This is a genomic window from Rhizobium sp. KNZ2-6A, assembly GCF_056755475.1.
Genome location: NZ_JBNDIC010000038.1, coordinates 30,730 through 50,601, shown reverse-complemented (window position 1 = coordinate 50,601; position 19,872 = coordinate 30,730). Strand labels below are relative to the sequence as shown.

The window sequence follows — 19,872 nt, the reverse complement described above, 5'->3', positions numbered from 1 at the left end:
CTGCGCACTTTTCCTGAAAATGCGTTGGCGCCGGCTCTTCCCCACCCCGGCACGCTCATCATTTTTGTCTTATAAGAAAAGGCCCGGACGTTGCCGTCCGGGCCGCTTCGATTTATTGGCCTGTCGTGACCTTTGTCCACAAGCGCGTCGCCACGCGCTGCGTTTTAGAGTCCCAAGGGGTCAGCGTGTACAGTTTCTCGCGAACCGCGTCGGTCGGATAAACGGACGGATCTTCCAGCACGTCCTTGCTCACGAACTGCTGCGATGCCTTGTTGCCGTTGGCATAGGCGGTGAAGTTGCTGGCCTTGGCGATGACTTCCGGCTTCATGATATAGTCGAGGAAGATATGCGCCTCTTCGACATGCGGCGCATCCGCGGGGATCGCCATGACGTCGAACCACATCTGCGCACCCTTCTTGGGGATTGCATAGCTGATATTCACGCCGTTCTTGGCCTCCGTAGCGCGGTTGCGTGCCTGCAGCACATCGCCGGAATAGCCAAACGCCAGGCAGATATCGCCGTTGGCGAGCGCGTTGATATATTCGGAAGAGTGAAACTTGCGCACGAAGGGCCGGATCGAGGTCAAAAGCGCTTCGGCCTTCTTGAAGTCTTCCTGCTTGGTCGAATTCGGATCGAGACCCAGATAGCGCAAGGCTGCCGGAATAACGTCGGTCGGAGAGTCCAGCACATAGATGCCGCAATCCTTGAACTTGGCGGCAAGTTTGGGATCGAAGATCACGTCGATGTCGGGCGCCTCGTCGGTGCCGAGGATCTGCTTCACCTTGTCGACATTGTAGCCGACGCCGCTCGTGCCCCACATATAGTCGATGGCGTACTGGTTGCCGGGGTCGTAGGTGGCGATGCGCTGCTGCACCGTATCCCACATGTTGGAGATATTAGGCAGTTTGGACTTGTCGAGCTTCTGGAAGACGCCGGCCTTGATCTGGCGCTGCAGGAAGTAGGCCGTCGGCACGACGATGTCGTAGCCTGTCTTGCCGGCAAGCAGCTTGGTTTCCAAGGTCTCGTTCTGATCGAAGGTGTCGTAGACGACCTTGATGCCGGTTTCCTTAGTGAAATCCGCGAGGATCGAATTATCTATGTAATCCGACCAGTTGTAGATATTGACGACTTTGTCTTCCGCCTGAGCGACCGTTGCCAGCGAAACGACCGCGAACGCCGTTGCTGCAAGCCGTGCGAACATGGACTTCATAGTCTCTCCTGTTTTGTTCAAGGGCATCCAGGCGACACCCAACCCTCTGTTTTTCCCGTTAGACTAGAAAGGAAATCAGAAGGCGACAAGGGGAAAAGCGTGAGCTTACACTCTTTCGCCTTTTTGCCGTCCATCGTCCGCAAGGCACGTCCGGGCACGGGAAAGCGGAGGTCGAGGCGGGCCGTCACGCATAGGTCGGGCGCTTGCCTGCAAACAGCTCAGCATGACTTTTCAAGAGCTTGGCCATCCGGTCGACCACGGTGCGGATTTCCCTGCGATGGCGGTCGGCATTGTTAATGACGATCCATTGCCGGTGACGGAGAGACGGGATTTCTTCGCCAACCCGCTCCAGCCTCGGCTCCTGATCACCGACGAAGCAGGGTAGAACCGCAATACCCGACCCCGCAAGTACGAGATCATGAAGCGAGCGCGGGCGGCTGACCGTGAAGGCGATCTCCTCCCGCCTGTTTTGATAGGGCCAGCGCAGATAGGCCGACACCGCCGCCTCCTCCGCCACCGCAATCCAGCGCTGCGGGCCGGCAAAGCGCATATTGCGGGCCTGATAGGCGGCATAGGCGACGTCACCGATCTTGATGGCGGCGAGATTGGCCTCCTCCGGCTCGAAGGCGCGGATGCCGATATCGCTTTCGCGATGGGCAAGGCTGGCGCGGCGTTCGCCGAGATGCAGATCGATGCGGAATCCGTCCCGCTCCGAACAGATCGTCGGCATGTTCTGACTGAGCAGCCAGCCGACCCATGTGCCGGCGGCGATGCGGACGACGGACATGCCCTGAGCATCACGCTGCCAGCTGTCGACCTTGCGGGCGGCGGCCTCCATCTCCAGCAGCTGATCGAACAGCGCCCGACCATCGCCGGTCAGCGTGTAGCCGGCCTGGCTGCGTTCGAAGAGCGGCCGGCCGATCTTCCCCTCCAACTCCAGCATCCGCCGGCCGATCGTTGCGGGGCTGAGGCCGCTCGAAGCGACCGCTCCCGTCAGTCCGCCGCCGCGGGCAACATCGAGAAAGAGCTGATAGGAATCCCATGTGGTGTTTTTCATAATTGAAAAACATAGGGTGAAAACGGCTCTTTATGAAGCAAATTCTCATGTGTAGTTAAGGAGATGCTCAAATCCATGGAGACATCTCATGCTTGACAGCATCGCTTTGGCCAAGGCCATCGAAATACAAAGCCGGGCACGCGAAGAGCAATGGCGCCGGAAGGAGGATCTCTTCTACCTCGACTACGGGCGCGAGACGCCGCGCCTCTTCCTGTGGATCGAACGGATGATTGCCACTTTAAGCGCCCGTCACAAACCAATAGAAAAGGCGGACCGGCCGAAAATTGGCCGATCCGCCCGTGATGGCAACAGTTGCAGCGGTCAGGCTGCCTGCTCCCGAATATAGCCGACGCTGTATCCGGCCTCGATCTTGAACTGCTGGATCAGGTGCAGCAGGGCGTCGGCTTCGGAGGCCAGCTCGCGGCTTGCTGCCGTGGTTTCCTCCACCATGCCGGCATTCTGCTGCGTCATCTGGTCCATGTGATTGACCGAGGAATTGACCTCCTGCAGGGCGCTTGCCTGATCGTGGCTGGCATGGGCGATCATTTCCACATGCTGGCTGATCGTCACGATCTGGCTGCTGATCTGCGCGAGCACCGAACCGGCCTCCTGCACGAACTGCGAACCGGAGGCGACCTCTTCGGTTGACTTGTTGATCAGCCCCTTGATTTCCTTGGCGGCAGCGGCTGAGCGCTGTGCCAGCTCGCGCACTTCCATGGCGACAACGGCGAAACCTTTGCCGGCGTCGCCAGCGCGGGCGGCTTCGATGCCGGCATTGAGCGCCAGAAGGTTGGTCTGAAAGGCGATCTCGTCGATGACGCCGATGATCTGCTCGATCCGGCGTGAAGCGTCCTCGATGCGAGACATCGCATCGATGGCGTTGCCGACGACGACGGAGCTGTCATCGGCGCTGCGCTTGGCCTCGCGCACGATCGCATCCGCATCCTTGGCGCGCTCGGCGGAGGAGCGGACCGTGTTGGTGATTTGGTCGACGGCGGCGGCGGTCTGCTCCAGCGAGGCAGCCTGCTGCTCTGTACGCTTTGACAGATCCTCGGCGGAAGCGGCCATCTGGTTGCCGTTGCTCTGGATCATCTCGACATTGTCGCGCACCTGGCTCAGCGTTTCCTGCAGACGCGAGAGCGAGCTGTTGAAGTCCTGACGGAGCTGTTCGAGACGGCCGATGAAGGGCGTTTCGATGGCCGAGGAGATATCGCCCTGGGCGAGGCGGCCGAGGCCCGCCGCAAGCTCGCTGACGGCGTAGTCGATCTGGCGGTCGAGCTCGCGCTTCTCGGCGTCGTTGCGCTGGCGCTCGTGTTCCGCGGCGGTACGCTCCTCGTCGCTCTGCTCCTCGATGCGGATCTTCGAGATGGCATTGTCCTTGAAGATGCCAAGCGCCCGGGCCATGTCGCCGATTTCGTCGCGGCGCTGCTCACCGGAAATCGCGGTCTCCAGCATGCCGTCGGCGATGCGGCGCATGGCGGCGGTGATCTGGCCGATCGGGCGCTGCAGCGTCAGGACGAGCGCGATGCCGCCGGCAACCGAAAGGATGATGCCGAGGGCGGTTGCCAGGATGGAAATGTAATTCGCCTGATTGCGTTCGGTGCCCGCGCTCTGCTTCTGCGTTTCGGCGAAGGCGGTGAGCTGGCTCCAGACCTGATCGAGCTGCTGGCGGGCGCTCGCATATTCGCCGATGCGCCGCGTGATGGTGTCGACCAGCTTGCCGCTGGCTTCGTCCATAGACTTGATCGCCGGGCGAATGGCTGCATCGATGTCGCTGGCGAAATCCATGCTCTTGGCGCTCTGGTTCAGCGTATCGATATCGCCGCCGAGCTTGGAGATTTCCTGGCGCAGGCGGACGAGATTGTCTTTATTCGTGTTGGCGTTGAAATCCGCCAGAACGAGCTGCAGCGAATAGACCGAGTCCTCGAGGCGGCGCGTGTCCTGCAGGACCGAATTGGTCTGCGCGACGCGGGCGTCGAGCGATACGAAGGTCGTGGTGGCCTGGCGCATCATCTGCGTTGCCGCCAGCTGCGTATAGGTCGAAGTCTGACGGAAGCGCGACAGCAGCCGGCTGATGCCCGCGATGGTGTCGTCTGTCGGCACATCGGTGCTTTCCGTGAAAGCAGCAAGTTCCTTGATCGTGCTCACCAGCGACTGAACCACGCTCTTCTGGTTCTGCGGCAAGGCAAGATCGATGGAGCGCTGTGCCTTGTTCAGGTCCGGCAGCCGGTCCTTCAGGAGTTTGACCTTGTCGGCCGACGTCGCCGCCTTGTTGAAGTCTTCGGCAACGGAGGCCAGCATATCGCCGCCCTTCAGCAGACGGTCGGCGGAACGCAGCGTGGAGGTCGCGTCCGCCTGGTCCTGGCGCATCCGGTCTTCCAGCTGCTGGCTGTTGAAATTGACGTTGAAGCGGGCACTGATCAATGCCCTCTGCGCATCGTCGATCGTCTTGCGCAGCGAGACTTCCTGCTCATGCAGCGTCCATAGCCGGCCGACGAGATTTGCCATATCAGCGGTCTTGGCGGTGGCTTCGGTCAGATTGTCACGGCCATCCGCATCCGCACCGAGCTGGCCGAGAGTGGTATTCAACACGCCCTGCTGCGACTTGATATCCTGGTAGAGTTTGTCGCGCTGCTGCGTATTGGTGATGCGCAGGAAGTCGTCCATGGAGCCGTAGAGATTCTTGAAGCCGGTCAGCGACTGCAACACGCTGTTGGAAATCTCCATGCGCCCCTGGAGCAGTCCCGACGCGTAAAGCCCGGTGAGGCCAACGGCGGAAATGCTGATGACGAACGGCAGGACGAATATGAGGACCTTCGTCTTGATCTTGAAACGCGACAATATCTTATCAATGAACATAGTGGCTCAGACCTCTCACATGCCGCTCCCCCGTCGACGCCACCTCGGCGCTGACCGGATGTATAACCATCGTTCTTGAAATATCCGCAGGCGGGGCTACCGAGTATAATGTCGGGAAGCAATCATTGCTTCGGCTCTATCATGCAGTAGAGCGCCCCATGAAATCGTCGGGAATTGTCGGTCTGATTAATTAATTTTCAGATAAGGGCGTTGTGTGGGCTCGCAACACACAATCAAACGCTGAAAAGCGGATGGTAAAACCTATATTTGTGCGCGAGCATAGGCCGTCGTTCCGGCGACGGCCAAGAATAACGAAGCAGCTAACGGATCAGAAGCCGCGTACCGCGAGGTAGGCGATGCAGGCGGCTGTCACGCCGGTCGCCAACATCAGAAGCCTTGCCGCCAGGAGCTTGGCATTGTCTTGGGTCTGAGCGATTGCAATGGCGCGAGCGCGACGCTTTGTTCTGTTCATGAGTATATTCCCATTTCCGCACTGACACGATAACCGCCAAAACGCCGTTTCCGCAACAGGCAATGTAGAGAATATAAATGTAGGAAAAGAAAACGCTAAAACCAGAGGTTCGTCGCGGGCGTCGCACGCATCGGTTACCGACCCGATATCGTGCGGCCGGCGCGCGCGTTACTTCAGCAATGCCGCGATGGCGGGATCGGTCGCCATTTCGGCTGCGGTCTTGCCGGAGGCGGACTTGATAGTCTTGTCGGCGCCATCCTTCAGCAAGGCCTTGACGAGAGCCGGATCATCCTGCTGGCTCGCCATGTGCAACGGCGTCCAGCCATCGTAATCGCCGCGCGCATTGACGTCGGCGCCCTTGGAAACCAGAAGATCGATCATGTCGGCGGGACCGTAATAGGCGGCGGTATGCAGCGGATACCAGCCCTCCGTCGTCTTCATGTCCAGCTTGGCGCCGCAAGCCAGCATCTTCTTGACGACGTCGCCCTTCTTGTCGCGGATCGCAAGGGCGAAATTCGTATCACCACCCGCATCCTGGCCGTTCGGATCCAGCTTCTTACATTGCGCGGAAGCAGCGCTGGCACTCGATGCCGTGACGGCAAGCATGCTGAGCGACATCGTCATGGCCGCAACGATGCCTGAAAGAACTGCGCCGCGGAATAGCAGGGCCTTAAACGTCATGATTGTCTCCATCGAGTATCTTCGCGTTGGAGATGCTCTTTGCCTGTTTCGCGGCCTGTTGGCAAGGTCGATTCACGCCGCCTCGCCAGCGACATGGCCGGAGGCCCAGGCCCATTGGAAATTATAACCGCCGAGCCAACCCGTCACATCGACGCATTCGCCGATGAAGAAGAGGCCGGGGACGGTTTTCACCTGCATCGTCCGCGAATCGAGGCAGTCCGTATCGATGCCGCCCAGCGTCACCTCCGCCGTGCGATAGCCTTCAGACCCCGACGGCTTGACCGACCAGGACTGGATTGATGATGCGAGCTGCTGTAGGCGCTTGTCGGATTGATCGGCCATATTGCCCGATATGCCTTCGCTCTCGACGAAATGCTGCGCCAGCCGTTTTGGCAGGATTTCGGCAAGGGCCGTCTGCGCGGATTGCCTGCCATTCACCTGCTTGGCCTTCTTGAGAAGCTCGAATAAGTCGATATCGGGCTCGATCACGACGGTAATGTCCTCACCTTCCCGCCAATAGGAGGAAATCTGCAGAATGGCGGGGCCGCTGAGGCCGCGATGGGTGAAGAGAAGAGCCTCGCGGAACGCTGTCTTGCCGTGGCGGATTTCGGCGGGCGCGGCAATGCCCGACAGCGGCGCCAGGTGCTGAAGCAATTGCGGATCGAGCGTCATCGGCACGAGGCCCGGCCGGGTCTCGACAACGGGCAATCCGAATTGCTCGGCGATGCGATAGGCAAAGCCGGTAGCCCCCATTTTGGGGATCGACTTGCCGCCCGTCGCGATGACCAGCGAGGACGCTTCGAGAACGCCTTCGGACGTGCTGATGCGATAGCCGCCAGCTGTTTGCTCGATGCCGCCGATCTCGGTTCGCAACCGGAGCTGCGCGCCAGCCGCCCGCATCTCGTCCGTCAACATGCGGATGACGTCCTTGGCGCTGTTATCGCAGAAGAGCTGGCCGAGCGTTTTCTCATGCCAGGCAATGCCGTGGCGCTCGACCATGGCCAGGAAATCCCTCGGCGTGAAGCGCGCCAACGCCGATTTGGCGAAATGCGGATTGGCGGACAGGAAGTTCCTCGGACCGGCATTGATATTGGTGAAGTTGCAGCGACCGCCGCCGGAAATGCGGATCTTTTCGCCGGGTGCGCCGGCATGATCGAGCACGACGACGGAGCGCCCGCGCTGGCCGGCCCGGATGGCGCACATCATGCCCGCCGCGCCCGCACCGAGGACGATCACATCATATCTGCCAACCACGCTTCAGCCCTTCATTCTTCGCCGCGCTCTCTCGTTTCCTTTTCCATCATACGGCGAAAGTCCGAGCGGTTTCCCCCTCGCCAATTGGCAAACTGCGGTTATGATGCAGTCTCCGACAAACGCAAATACGGTGTTTTATGCCCGCGAGAAAGACCCCGCTGAAAGCTTCCGTGCCTGTCTCGAAAATCCCTACGGTTCCTCCCAGTCTGAGATCGGCACGCGGCGTGGCAAATTGGAAAGAGGCAGCTCAATGGCTGCGGGCACGCGGGATCGAGGACATAGAATGCATCACGCCGGACCTTGCGGGCGTACCGCGCGGCAAGATGATGCCGACTTCGAAATTCACCTCCAATACGTCGCTGGCACTGCCCTCGGCGATCTATCGGCATACGATTTCCGGCGAATATCCGGAGGAGACGGAGAGCTTCCGCTATGAGCCGCGCGACAGCGACCTGAAGCTGGTGCCCGATCTTTCGACGCTTTCTGTCGTGCCCTGGGAGAGCGATCCGACGGCGCAGGTGATCTGCGATATCGTCAATTCCGAAGGGCACGCGGTGTCCTACACGCCGCGCAATCTCTTAAAGCGGATCATGGGCCTCTACCGCGAGCGCGGGTGGAAGCCGGTGGTCGCGCCCGAGATCGAATTCTATCTCGTCGCCAAGAATGATGATCCGGACTATCCGCTGCATCCCCCGAAGGGCCGCTCCGGCCGCTCGATCCTCGGCGGACAGGGCTATTCGATTGCCGGCATCAACGAGTTCGACGAACTGATCGACGATATCTACCATTTCTCGGAGAAGCAGGGTCTCGAGATCGATACGCTGATCCATGAAGAGGGGCCGGCGCAGCTCGAGATCAACCTGCGCCATGGCGACCCGATCGAACTTGCCGACCAGGTATTCATGTTCAAGCGCACCATTCGCGAGGCGGCGCTGAAGCACGGCATCTACGCGACCTTCATGGCCAAGCCGATGCAGAGCCAGGCAGGCTCCGCGATGCATATCCATCAGTCGGTCGTGAACATCGATACCGGCAAGAATGTCTTCACCAATCCGGATGGCAGCCCTTCGCAGGAGTTCTTTCATTTCATCGGCGGCATGCAGCGCTACGTTCCGAATGCGCTCGCCATGCTCGCGCCCTACGTGAATTCCTATCGCCGGCTGGCGCCGAACATGTCCTGTCCGGTCAACAATGCCTGGGGCTACGACAACCGCACCACGGCCTTCCGCGTGCCGGTTTCCGATCCGCAGGCACGGCGCGTCGAAAACAGGCTGCCGAGCTCCGACGCCAACCCCTATCTGGCGCTCGCCGCCTCGCTCGCCTCCGGCCTGCTCGGCATCATGAAAAAGGTGGAGCCGACGGCGCCGACCGAGGATTCGGCCAATGAAGGCTCCATCGACCTGCCGCGCGGGCTTCTCGAAGCCATTGCGCTCCTGGAAGACGAGCCGGCCTTCGAGGAGGTCCTCGGCAAGGACTTCATCGACATCTATGCCGGCGTCAAGCGCGGCGAATTCGAAACCTTCATGCAGGTGATCAGCCCGTGGGAGCGGGAATTCCTTCTGCTCAACGTGTGAGGGGAGCTGCCCATGACGCTGCAGGAAACATGGCAGAGCCCGATTGCGCCGGGCCTTTCCTTCTACCAGGCAACCGTCGGCCCGCGTGCGAGCTATCCAAGGCTCGACGGTTCGCGCCGGGCCGACGTCGCGATCATTGGCGGCGGCTATACCGGCCTGCAGGCCGCCTATTACCTCGCCAAGGGCGGTGTCGACGTCGTTCTGATCGACGCCAACCGCTTCGGCGACGGTGCCTCCGGCCGCAACGGCGGCCAGCTCGGCACCGGCCAGCGCTGGTGGCCGGAAGAGATGGAAGAGAAGATCGGCTACGAACGCTCGAAAGCCCTCTTCGACTTGGCCGAGGACGCCAAGCGCCATCTTCTAGGTTTTGCATCCGAGCACGGCATCGACATCGATTTCCTGCCCGGCCAGATGAATGTCACGCACAAGCGCGGTTACAAGCGCGACTACATGGACAATGCGGAGATCGCAGCGACCCGCTACGGCTATCCGCATGTGAAATTCATGGATCAGGCCGAGACCCAGGAGCGGCTAGGCTCGCAATTCTATCTCTACGGCGTCCGGGACATGGGCACGGGCCATATCCATCCGCTGAAACTGCTGATCGGACTTGCACGCGTCGCCGCCGAAGCCGGCGCTTCCCTCTTCGAAATGACCAAGGCGAAGACCTTCCGGCAAGCGAGCGGCAAGACGATCATCGAAACGGATGGCGGCGCGATCACGGCCGACCGGGTGCTCATCGCCTGCAACGGCTATATCGGCAACCTCGAACCGGTGACCGCGAGTCACGTCATGCCGATCCGCTCCTTTATCGGCGCCACTCAACCGCTCGATCGCTTCCCGCAGGTTCTTCCCGGCAACGAGGCCGTGGCCGATTCGCGGTTCGTCGTGCGCTATTTCCGCAAATCGAAGGATGGGCGCCTGCTGTTCGGCGGGCGCGAAGCCTATACATCGGACAATCCGCGCGACATAACGCAGCACATCCGCAGGCAGATTACGGAAATCTATCCGGCTCTCAGCGATATCAAGATCGATTATGCTTGGGGCGGCTCGGTCGGCATCACCATGCCGCGCCAGCCTTTCGTGCGCGAGGTCATGCCGGGCGTGACTTCGATCGGCGGCTATTCCGGTCATGGGGTGATGCTGTCAAACTATTGCGGTAAACTCTATGCGAAAATGGTTCTCGGGAATGCGGATGAGCTTCATCTCTTCAAGGAGCTGAACATTCCGCCCTTCCCCGGCGGTGCGCGCATGCGGGCGCCTCTGCTGTTCCTGGCGCTCTCGTGGTTTGCGTTGCGCGACAGGTTTTAAAAACCGGAAGATGATTTCTTCCACCGGCAATCCGCTCTAAAAACCGAGTCTGAATTTTGCGATGCACACTGGCCTTTTTAAATCGATTAGATTAAAAGGGGCCTCAACCAAGACCGATTGAGAGATAGCTCATGAGCAGCCAAATCATTCCCGTTGAACCATTTGATTATGTCGTTTTCGGCGGCAGTGGCGACCTTGCGGAGCGCAAGCTCCTGCCCGCCCTTTATCACCGCCAGGTCGAAGGCCAGTTTTCCGAGCCGACCCGCATTATCGGCGCTTCGCGCAGCGCGCTTTCCAATGAAGAATATCGCAAATTCGCCGACGCCGCCCTCAAGGAACACCTGAAGAAGGGCGAATATGACGAAGCCGAAGTCAAGAAGTTCCTGGCTCGCCTGTTCTATGTGCCCGTCGACGCACGCAGCGACGCCGGCTGGGATCAGCTCAAGAAGATTCTCGACGAAGGCAAGGAGCGCGTGCGCGCCTTCTATCTCGCCGTCGCTCCGGGCATCTTCGGCGACATCTCGCAGAAGATCCACGATCACAAGCTGATCACCAAGCAGACCCGCATCGTCGTCGAAAAGCCGATCGGCCGCGACCTCGCTTCCGCCCTGCAGCTGAACGACACGATCGGCAAGGTCTTCAAGGAAGAGCAGATCTTCCGCATCGACCACTATCTCGGCAAGGAAACCGTGCAGAACCTGATGGCGCTGCGCTTTGCCAATGCTCTCTACGAACCGCTGTGGAACGCCAACCATATCGACCATGTGCAGATCACGGTGGCGGAATCGGTCGGTCTCGAAGGCCGCGCCGGCTACTACGACACGGCCGGCGCCCTGCGCGACATGGTGCAGAACCATATCCTGCAGCTCCTCTGCTTGACCGCGATGGAAATCCCCTCCTCCATGGATTCGGAAGCCGTTCGCGACGAGAAGCTGAAGGTCCTGCGTGCGCTGAAGCCGATCGACGCGTCCAACGTCGAGCAGGCGACCGTTCGTGGCCAGTATCGCGCCGGTGCTTCGGCGGGCGGCCCCGTCAAAGGCTATCTCGACGAGCTGGAAGGCGGCGTCTCCAACACCGAAACCTTCGTCGCCATCAAGGCCGAGATCGGCAACTGGCGCTGGGCGGGCGTTCCCTTCTACATCCGCACCGGCAAGCGCCTTGCCGGCCGCATGTCGGAGATCGTCATCACCTTCAAGCACATCCCGCATACCATCTTCGATCAGGCCGCCGGTCGCATTGTTGCCAACCAGCTCATCATCCGCCTGCAGCCGGACGAAGGCGTCAAGCAGTCGCTGATGATCAAGGATCCGGGTCCGGGAGGCATGCGCCTGCGCAACGTCTCGCTCGACATGAGCTTCGCCTCGGCCTTCAACGTCCGCAATCCGGACGCCTACGAGCGTCTGCTGATGGACGTCATCCGCTCCAACCAGACGCTGTTCATGCGCCGCGACGAAGTGGAAGCCGCTTGGAAGTGGGTGGATCCGATCCTCAAGGGTTGGGAAGAAGCCAGCCAGCAGGTGCAGGGCTATACGGCCGGCACCTGGGGTCCGAGCCAGGCCATCGCGCTCATCGAGCGTGACGGCCGCACCTGGCACGACGATATCTAATCCGGGACGATAACGATGACAGCGAACATGCATGCTTTTGCCAATGGTGCCGAACTCGCCGGCAAGCTCGCGGACAAGGTGGCCGAGACCCTTTCGGCCGGCATCGCCGCGCGCGGCTCCGCAAGCATCGCGGTCTCCGGCGGCTCGACGCCGAAGGCCTTCTTTCAGGTGCTGTCGTCGCGCTCGATCGACTGGGACAAGGTGACGGTTACCCTCGTCGACGAACGGTTCGTGCCGGCGGACAATCCACGCTCGAACCATCTGCTCGTTCAGGAAAACCTGCTGAAGGACAAGGCGGCAGCCGCCAGCTTCCTTCCGCTCTATCAGGCCGCGGCCTCCGTCGAGGAGGCCGCCGCCATCGCCACGGAAAAGACCAATGCCGTCGGCCATCCCTTCGATGTTGCCATCCTCGGCATGGGCAATGACGGCCACACGGCTTCTTTCTTTCCGGGCGGCAGCAATCTCGCAACCGCACTTGATCCGAACACCCCGCGCGGCATCATCACGATGGAAGCGGAAGGTGCCGGCGAGCCGCGCCTGACATTCACTTTCTCCAGCCTTCAGGATGCCCGATTGCTGGTGCTCCATATCGAGGGAGAAGGCAAGAAGGATGTCCTTGCCAAGGCGGAGGCAGCAGGCGAGGAAACCGAGATGCCGATCCGCGCCATGCTGCGCCGGGCCGCTTCTCCGGTCGAGATTTATTGGGCTCCTTGATACGGCCGGCAGGCCTCGTCATCGAACCCTGAAAGACACAGCAACATGTGCTGCGCCATGCGCCCGCAAGGGTGCGCCGGCAGAGCATTGACTTATGAACCCGCGCCAAGCCCTCGACCAGGATAGATCGAAGCAGGTCTTACGGGCACCGCGCAGAACAGACGGAGGCAGATCGACCATGGCCGCTGACGCCCGCATATCAGCGATTACCGCACGCATCGTCGAGCGCTCGAAGCCGACGCGCGAGCGCTATCTGGACCGCCTGCGCAATGCCGCAACGAAGGGAGCGCAACGCTCCGTGCTCGGCTGCGCCAATCTTGCGCATGGCTTCGCCATCTGTTCCCCCTCCGAGAAGGAGGCCCTGGCGGGGGACCACGTGCCCAATCTCGGGATCATCACCTCCTACAACGACATGCTCTCGGCGCATCAGCCCTTCGAGACCTATCCGGCCATCATCCGTGAAGCCGCGGCTGAAGCGGGCGGCATCGCGCAGGTTGCCGGCGGAGTGCCGGCCATGTGCGATGGCGTCACGCAGGGCCAGCCGGGCATGGAGCTTTCGCTCTTCTCACGCGACCTGATCGCCATGTCGGCGGCTGTTGGCCTGTCGCACAATATGTTCGACGCGGCCGTCTTCCTCGGCGTCTGCGACAAGATCGTGCCCGGCCTCGTCATCGCCGCCCTTTCCTTCGGCCATCTGCCCGCCGTCTTCATTCCGGCTGGACCGATGACCTCGGGCCTGCCAAACGACGAGAAGTCGCGCGTGCGCCAGCTCTATGCCGAGGGCAAGGTCGGCCGCGCCGAACTTCTCGAAGCGGAATCGAAATCCTATCACGGCCCCGGCACCTGCACCTTCTACGGCACGGCCAATTCCAACCAGATGCTAATGGAAATCATGGGCTTCCATATGCCGGGCGCCTCCTTCGTCAATCCTGGCACGCCGCTGCGTGAAGCCCTGACGCGCGAGGCGACCAAGCGCGCGCTCGCCATCACCGCCATGGGCAACGAATTCACGCCGGCCGGCGAGATGATCGACGAGCGCTCGATCGTCAACGGCGTCGTCGGCCTGCATGCGACCGGCGGCTCGACCAATCACACGATGCACCTCGTCGCCATGGCGCGCGCGGCCGGCATCATGCTCACCTGGCAGGATATTTCAGAGCTTTCCGACATCATCCCGCTGCTCGCCCGCGTCTATCCGAACGGGCTTGCCGATGTGAACCATTTCCATGCCGCCGGCGGCATGGGCTTCCTCATCAAAGAACTCCTGAAGAAGGGGCTGCTGCATGACGACGTGCGCACCGTCTACGGCCAGGGCCTTAATGGTTACTCCATCGACGTCAAGCTCGGCGCCGACGGCAATGTCCTGCGCGAGCCGGCGCCGGAAAAGAGCCACGACCCGAAGGTGCTGGCAAGCATCGACACGCCTTTCCAGAGCAATGGCGGCCTGAAGATGCTGCGCGGCAATATCGGCAAGGCAGTCATCAAGATTTCCGCCGTCAAGCCGGAGCGCCACATCGTCGAAGCGCCGGCCGTGATCTTCCATGATCAGCTGGAGATGCAGCAGGCCTTCAAAGACGGCAAGCTGAACCGCGATTTCGTCGCTGTTGTCCGTTTCCAGGGGCCGAAGGCCAACGGCATGCCGGAACTGCACAAGCTGACACCGGCGCTCGGCGTGCTGCAGGATCGCGGTTTCCACGTAGCGCTTTTGACGGACGGACGCATGTCCGGCGCATCGGGCAAGGTTCCGGCCGCCATCCATGTGACGCCGGAAGCCATCGACGGCGGCCCGATCGCCCGCATCAGGGAAGGCGACATCATCCGCATCGACGCGATCGCCGGCACGCTGGAAGTCCTCGTCGATGCCGCCGATATGGCGGAGCGCGAGCCGGTCGTGGCCGATCTCTCGGAGAATGAATTCGGCATGGGCCGGGAGCTCTTCGTTCCGTTCCGCCATGCCGCGGGACCGGCGGATCAGGGTGCAAGCGTCCTGTTCCGCCACTGAGATTGTCCGCCGGATTTCGGTAAGACGGCGTCGAGGGTTGCTCAGAGAGCTTTCGACGCGGTTTTTTCCGCATTCGCCGGAGCCTTGTCCGTCCATTTGGGCGGCAATCCAATGCGCCCTCCAATAAAGCCGGCGACCCCGGGCGACTTGCCGAATACTTTGCAGGCTTCATACTTGGGTGCGCGGCCGACGAGTGCCGCCAGTTTCGCCCTGGACGGCATCGAAGGCGTTGTTCCGAACGGCGTCTTGCCTTTGACCAGCATCTTGCTGAAATCGCCGCCGAATTTGGCGGCGAGACTATAGGCATCTCCTTCCCTGGCGACCGTTCCCGAATCAAGGAATGCGTTTGCGCCGCGTCCCCAGATCATGACAGCCTTCTGCACGCCCTGGGGGTTGAGAGCTTCCGCCTCAAGGGACAGGCTGCCCATGCCGATCGGTATGCGGGGAACGGGCACAGGCACACCCGGCAGCAGTATGCTCTTGCCCACGGATGCGACTTTCGAGACGCCGACGACAGTCGCATTCGTTGCCTTGACTTGCGTCACGACGGCGCGAACGGTCAGATCCGCCGGCTCGGACAGGCCGACGACGACGAAGCGTTCACCCAATCCGGAGCAAAGCGCTCTGTCGACGGCATTGGTGACGAGGTTGCGTTGCTCGGGCGTGAACGCGGCGCTTTCAGCCCGCATCGAGAAAGCTGTGGGAATGATCCTCACGGTCTTCGCCGCCAGAACATCATCCCTGCTCACGCGAAGAAGCGAGTGAGCGACAAGCCCGTCCGACCGGGTCAGGCCGTCATAGGACCGCAAGGATCCCGCGCGATCCAGTGGCGCGGCGGCGCAGCCCGTCAGCAGGCTCAATAGAAGAGCCGTCGACCAGATATCGGGCCTCCGACGGTTTTCGGCGGCACATGAACCATAGGTCCTATTTCCATCATGATTTGGGATTGCATTGGCTGGCATTGATGTTTGTGCTCCTGCACCCGGTTATGAACATACAGCATCAACATTAAATATCGCACTTGGTGTAAAAATTAATGTTGGCTACTTTGCGGCAATCGGGAGGCGAAGCGAAAGAATTATTTTACCGGTAATTGAGATCTCCGAGGAGGCGTCGGAGGGCATGCCCATGATTTGAGTGGCATTGCGACTCATGCCAAAATGGCCTGATGCAAGATGCACCCCCAAAGCCGGAAGGCCTGCGCGAGCGGAAGCGGCGCCTTACATTTCAACGCATAGCGGAAGCCGGGCTGAAATCCTTTCTTGCGAAGGGATATCAGGAGACAACGATCGAGGAGATTGCGGCAGCGGCCGGTATTTCCCGCCGGACCTTCTTCTATTACTTCAAAAGCAAGGATGAGATTCTTCTGGCGCATCAGCGCCGATACATGGACGCGCTTCGGGTGGGCATCATGGAGAATGCTTCAGCCGGGCGGCCGGTCGAGGTGGTTCATCAAGCAACCCTGGGACTTGTGGCCCGCCTCGAGGCGGAAGCTCCGCAGCTTCTTGAGACGGCCAGGCTTTTACGTCAAAGCGAAATCCTGCGTGCCCGCTCGCGAGGTAACTCTCTGCAGCTCGAACAGATCGCCTATCAGGCCTTGTGCGAATTGTTTCCTACAAGGGACCAGGACGGTCTACGGCTGGTTTCGATGATCGCAGTGAGCCCGCTTCGCCTGTCGGTCGACAAATGGCTGCGGGAAAATGGGAGGCTGCCGCTGATCGATTATCTGGAGGATGCGCTCAGAAAATGGCGAACGGAAATCTGATCCGCCGGCCGCGGGGATTGTTGCTTGCACCTATTCCCGGCGGCGAGATTTGATCAACCCCTGATATCGAGCACGCGGTTCTTATGCGCCGGATGGGTGCTGTAGACGAAGATCTTGTTCATTTCCTTATCCGTGAGGAGCCGCAGGAAACGGACTTCGACCGTATTGTTGGGGAATACCTTCATGAGCACACACCCGACCTTGGTGATGCGGGCGTCGGGAATATCCAGATAGAATTGCTTCGGCAGATTATACTGGGTGAGGATCGCAAGAACCGCGCTGCTCTGCGAGATGCGGATAATATCGCAACGGCGGGACGCAAGGTTCATCACACCTTTTTCGGTGTATTCGAGCCGCGCCGCATTCATCGTGTCTTCCATGCGGAACCGCACTTCGCGGTCATACATGAAGGATTCTTCCTTGTTGAGGAAATGCTGACCTGAATTAGCCCTGCCGAAAGCTGCCATCTTAGTAAATCCCTGGGTATATTACAAAGACGAGACTATCAGCGGGTATTTAACAGAAGGTTTGGACGCGCCAGCCCAAGTTGAATTTTATTGTTCACCTTTGCTTGAGCCGGCGTCGTCCCATGAGCCTACTTGCGATAGGAATGGCCCTCGGCATCGAAGAGATGCAGCTTCTGCCGGTCGGCGGCGAAGCGCATCTTCTGGCCGCGATGGATATCGGCGATACCGGGGATCTTGACGATGATCGGCTCGCCATCGACCAGGCCCTCGATGTAGAGCTGCGTGACTTCGCCGAGCGCCTCGACGATGGAAACCTCGCCTTCGAAGAGATAGTCGTCACCGATGGCGACACGCAGGTCTTCCGGACGCACGCCGAAGCTCGCCGTCTTACCCTTCTCGGAGGCTGCCGTCGGCATGTCGAGCGTCACCGACTTGCCGCCGGTCAGCGTCACGGTCGTCGTCGCTCCGGCGTCGGTCACGGTGGCGGGGATGATGTTCATGGCCGGCGAGCCGATGAACTTGGCGACGAACAGGTTGGCCGGGCGCTCGTAGAGTTCGAGTGGCGCACCGACCTGCTCCACACGGCCGGCCGACAGCACGACGATGCGATCGGCAAGCGTCATGGCCTCCACCTGGTCGTGTGTGACGTAAATCATCGTCGTCTCGGGCATGGAATCGCTGAGCTTGGCGATCTCGATGCGGGTCGCGACACGCAGGGCGGCGTCGAGGTTCGACAGCGGCTCGTCGAACAGGAAGACCTTCGGGTTGCGGCAGATGGCGCGGCCGATGGCGACACGCTGGCGCTGACCGCCCGAAAGCGCCTTCGGCAGACGCGCGAGATACTGCGTGAGCTGCAGGCTTGCTGCCGCAGCACGCACCCGGCGGTCGATCTCCTGCTTGCTTTCGCCGGCAATGCGCATGCCGAAGGCCATGTTGTCATAGACGGTCATATGCGGATAGAGCGCGTAGGACTGGAAGACCATGGCGATGCCGCGCCGGGAGGGCGGTACCTCGTTCACCTTCTGCCCGGCAATCATCATATCGCCCGAGGTGATGCTTTCCAGCCCTGCGATCATGCGCAGCAAGGTGGACTTGCCGCAGCCGGACGGGCCAACGAAGACGATGAACTCGCCCTCGTTGATCTCCAGATCGATGCCGTGCAGCACATGCACGCTGCCGTAGGATTTCTTGATATCCTTCAGAACAAGTCCCGTCATTATGCTCCCTCCTCCCAAAGGTCAGGCAAGACGCGCGAAATAAGCGCCCCAGGCCGGAATATCGATCTTGTTGCCGTAGTTGTTGCTGGTGAAGCCGTGTCCCGTCAACGCCTGCCAGTTCCCGTCAGGCAGAGCCACCATTGCTTCGACAGGGCTCATGTTGAAGGCGCAGAGAATGGTCTCGCCGGCATACATGCGGCTGTAGACGAGCACGTCGCCCTGCGGCTCCCAGAACGCGATCTCGCCCTTGGCGAAGGCCGGATGCTGCTTGCGGAAGGCGAGGAAGCGGCGGTACTGCTCCAGCACCGACGTCTCGTCGCCCTGCTGGACGCTGACGGCGCGCAGGATGTGCTCGACCGGCACCGGCAGCCAGGGCTTGACGGTGGAAAAGCCGCCCTGCGTAACCTGGCTGTCCCAGACCATCGGCGTGCGGCAGCCATCGCGGCCCTTGAACTCCGGCCAGAACTGGATGCCGTAGGGATCCTGCAGGTCCTGATAGGCGAGATCGGCTTCCGTCAGTGCCAGTTCCTCGCCCTGGTAGAGGCAGACGGAACCGCGCAGGGTCAGCAGCAACGCCGCATAGAGCTTGGCGAAGGCATCGCGGTCGGCGACCAGATTGCCCCAGCGGCTGATATGGCGCACGACGTCATGGTTGGAGAAGGCCCAGCAGGCCCAGCCTTCCGGAGCGGCCGCCGCAAAATCCTTCATGACCTCCTCGACGCGATCCGGTGACAGCGAGTCCGGCGACAGGAATTCAAAGGCGTAACACATATGCATCTTGTCGCCGCCGGAGGTATATTCGCCGACGATCTCGAGGCCGCGCTGGCTGTCGCCGACTTCGCCGACAGCGGCAATCGCCGGATATTCATCAAGGACGGCACGGAAGCGCTTCAGGAATTCCAGGTTCTCGGGACGGTTCTTGTCGTAGAGATGCTCCTGGAAATTATAGGGATTGACCGCCGGCGCGGTGGAGGCATTGCGGCGCGCGGGCTCCAGCGCCGGATTGTCGCGCAGTTCCTTGTCGTGGAAGTAGAAGTTGATCGTATCGAGGCGGAAGCCATCGACACCGCGGTCGAGCCAGAAACGCACGACGTCAAGCAACCGCTCCTGCACTTCGGGATTGTGCAGGTTCATATCCGGCTGCGAGGTCAGGAAATTGTGCAGATAATATTGCATGCGGGTCGGATCCCACGCCCAGGCCGAACCGCCGAAGATCGACAGCCAGTTGCTGGGCGGCGTGCCATCCGGTTTGGCATCGGCCCAGACATACCAGTCGGCCTTGGGATTGTTCTTGCTCGAGCGGCTTTCAACGAACCAGGGATGACGGTCCGAACTGTGCGACAGCACCAGATCGATCATCACCTTGATGCCGAGACGATGGGCTTCCATCACCATCGCATCGAAATCGGCCAGCGAGCCGAAGATCGGGTCGACGTCCTCGTAATTGGAGACGTCGTAGCCGAAATCGCGCATCGGCGAGGTGAAGAACGGCGAAATCCAGATCGCATCGACACCGAGTGCTGCGACATGCGGCAGGCGGACGGCGATGCCCTTGAGATCGCCGATGCCGTCACCGTTGGAGTCCTGATAGGAGCGCGGATAGATCTGATAGATCACGGCGCCGCGCCACCAGTCCTTGTCAACTTCTAAAGCCGATTGAAGAGCAATGCTCATGCTGAATG

17 protein-coding genes are annotated in these 19,872 nt (G+C 60.8%); 7 read left to right on the top strand and 10 right to left on the bottom strand.

Translation table 11 applies throughout. The annotated features are described in order from the left end of the window. Nucleotides 1–112: 112 nt before the first annotated feature. Nucleotides 113–1,201: a polyamine ABC transporter substrate-binding protein gene (locus ACPYOP_RS23375; protein WP_481412678.1), complete on the bottom strand. Its 1,089-nt coding sequence runs from the start codon at nucleotides 1,199–1,201 to the stop codon at nucleotides 113–115. Nucleotides 1,202–1,394: 193 nt separating this feature from the next. Continuing rightward, a complete protein-coding gene (locus ACPYOP_RS23370) occupies nucleotides 1,395–2,267 on the bottom strand; it encodes a LysR family transcriptional regulator (protein WP_481412662.1) in 873 nt (290 codons plus the stop codon). A gap of 88 nt (nucleotides 2,268–2,355) precedes the next feature. Between ACPYOP_RS23370 and ACPYOP_RS23365 the strand changes: the two genes are divergently transcribed. Next, nucleotides 2,356–2,613, top strand: a complete 258-nt coding sequence (locus tag ACPYOP_RS23365) for a hypothetical protein (RefSeq protein ID WP_481412661.1) — start codon at nucleotides 2,356–2,358, stop codon at nucleotides 2,611–2,613. Here the strand turns inward: ACPYOP_RS23365 and ACPYOP_RS23360 are convergent. The 4 genes from ACPYOP_RS23360 to ACPYOP_RS23345 form a co-directional block, all read right to left on the bottom strand. After that, complete coding sequence (locus ACPYOP_RS23360; protein WP_481412660.1) at nucleotides 2,589–5,126, bottom strand: methyl-accepting chemotaxis protein; 2,538 nt, start codon at nucleotides 5,124–5,126, stop codon at nucleotides 2,589–2,591. The genes ACPYOP_RS23365 and ACPYOP_RS23360 overlap by 25 nt on opposite strands. 328 nt (nucleotides 5,127–5,454) lie before the next feature. Further along, complete coding sequence (locus tag ACPYOP_RS23355) at nucleotides 5,455–5,598, bottom strand: hypothetical protein (RefSeq protein ID WP_188112474.1); 144 nt, start codon at nucleotides 5,596–5,598, stop codon at nucleotides 5,455–5,457. A gap of 168 nt (nucleotides 5,599–5,766) precedes the next feature. Beyond that, nucleotides 5,767–6,279: an ankyrin repeat domain-containing protein gene (locus tag ACPYOP_RS23350; protein ID WP_481412659.1), complete on the bottom strand. Its 513-nt coding sequence runs from the start codon at nucleotides 6,277–6,279 to the stop codon at nucleotides 5,767–5,769. 72 nt (nucleotides 6,280–6,351) lie between these two features. Then, nucleotides 6,352–7,533 (bottom strand): BaiN/RdsA family NAD(P)/FAD-dependent oxidoreductase, encoded by a 1,182-nt coding sequence (locus ACPYOP_RS23345; RefSeq protein ID WP_481412658.1) that lies wholly within the window; start codon nucleotides 7,531–7,533, stop codon nucleotides 6,352–6,354. Nucleotides 7,534–7,670: 137 nt separating this feature from the next. On the opposite strand from ACPYOP_RS23345, the gene ACPYOP_RS23340 reads away from it, so the two are divergent. The 5 genes from ACPYOP_RS23340 (at nucleotide 7,671) to edd (ending at nucleotide 14,741) form a co-directional block, all read left to right on the top strand. Then, on the top strand, nucleotides 7,671–9,107 hold the full coding sequence (locus tag ACPYOP_RS23340) for a glutamine synthetase family protein (RefSeq protein WP_481412657.1): 1,437 nt from the start codon (nucleotides 7,671–7,673) through the stop codon (nucleotides 9,105–9,107). A 12-nt stretch (nucleotides 9,108–9,119) separates the two neighbouring features. After that, entirely contained in the window at nucleotides 9,120–10,418 is a 1,299-nt protein-coding gene (locus ACPYOP_RS23335; protein WP_481412656.1) for an NAD(P)/FAD-dependent oxidoreductase, read from the top strand. A 131-nt stretch (nucleotides 10,419–10,549) separates the two neighbouring features. Next, nucleotides 10,550–12,025 (top strand): glucose-6-phosphate dehydrogenase, encoded by a 1,476-nt coding sequence (zwf, locus tag ACPYOP_RS23330; protein ID WP_481412655.1) that lies wholly within the window; start codon nucleotides 10,550–10,552, stop codon nucleotides 12,023–12,025. Between the two features lie 15 nt (nucleotides 12,026–12,040). Further along, nucleotides 12,041–12,739 (top strand): 6-phosphogluconolactonase, encoded by a 699-nt coding sequence (pgl, locus tag ACPYOP_RS23325; RefSeq protein WP_481412654.1) that lies wholly within the window; start codon nucleotides 12,041–12,043, stop codon nucleotides 12,737–12,739. A gap of 178 nt (nucleotides 12,740–12,917) precedes the next feature. Next, nucleotides 12,918–14,741 carry a phosphogluconate dehydratase gene (gene edd, locus ACPYOP_RS23320; protein WP_481412653.1) on the top strand — a complete coding sequence of 608 codons (1,824 nt, stop codon included), beginning with the start codon at nucleotides 12,918–12,920 and terminating at the stop codon, nucleotides 14,739–14,741. A gap of 41 nt (nucleotides 14,742–14,782) precedes the next feature. Here the strand turns inward: edd and ACPYOP_RS23315 are convergent, their stop codons facing one another. Further along, nucleotides 14,783–15,703, bottom strand: a complete 921-nt coding sequence (locus tag ACPYOP_RS23315; protein ID WP_481412652.1) for a DUF3313 domain-containing protein — start codon at nucleotides 15,701–15,703, stop codon at nucleotides 14,783–14,785. Between the two features lie 206 nt (nucleotides 15,704–15,909). Between ACPYOP_RS23315 and ACPYOP_RS23310 the strand changes: the two genes are divergently transcribed. Beyond that, nucleotides 15,910–16,506 (top strand): TetR/AcrR family transcriptional regulator, encoded by a 597-nt coding sequence (locus ACPYOP_RS23310; protein WP_481412651.1) that lies wholly within the window; start codon nucleotides 15,910–15,912, stop codon nucleotides 16,504–16,506. A 53-nt stretch (nucleotides 16,507–16,559) separates the two neighbouring features. Here ACPYOP_RS23310 and ACPYOP_RS23305 read toward each other — a convergent pair whose 3' ends face one another. The 3 genes from ACPYOP_RS23305 to bglA form a co-directional block, all read right to left on the bottom strand. Further along, nucleotides 16,560–16,913 (bottom strand): hypothetical protein, encoded by a 354-nt coding sequence (locus ACPYOP_RS23305; RefSeq protein WP_481412650.1) that lies wholly within the window; start codon nucleotides 16,911–16,913, stop codon nucleotides 16,560–16,562. Between the two features lie 188 nt (nucleotides 16,914–17,101). Next, the gene (locus ACPYOP_RS23300) at nucleotides 17,102–18,190 is read right to left on the bottom strand and encodes an ABC transporter ATP-binding protein (protein WP_481412649.1); all 1,089 of its coding nucleotides are present in this window, start codon (nucleotides 18,188–18,190) and stop codon (nucleotides 17,102–17,104) included. Nucleotides 18,191–18,211: 21 nt separating this feature from the next. Further along, nucleotides 18,212–19,864: a beta-galactosidase BglA gene (gene bglA / locus ACPYOP_RS23295; protein WP_481412648.1), complete on the bottom strand. Its 1,653-nt coding sequence runs from the start codon at nucleotides 19,862–19,864 to the stop codon at nucleotides 18,212–18,214. Nucleotides 19,865–19,872 lie beyond the last annotated feature (8 nt).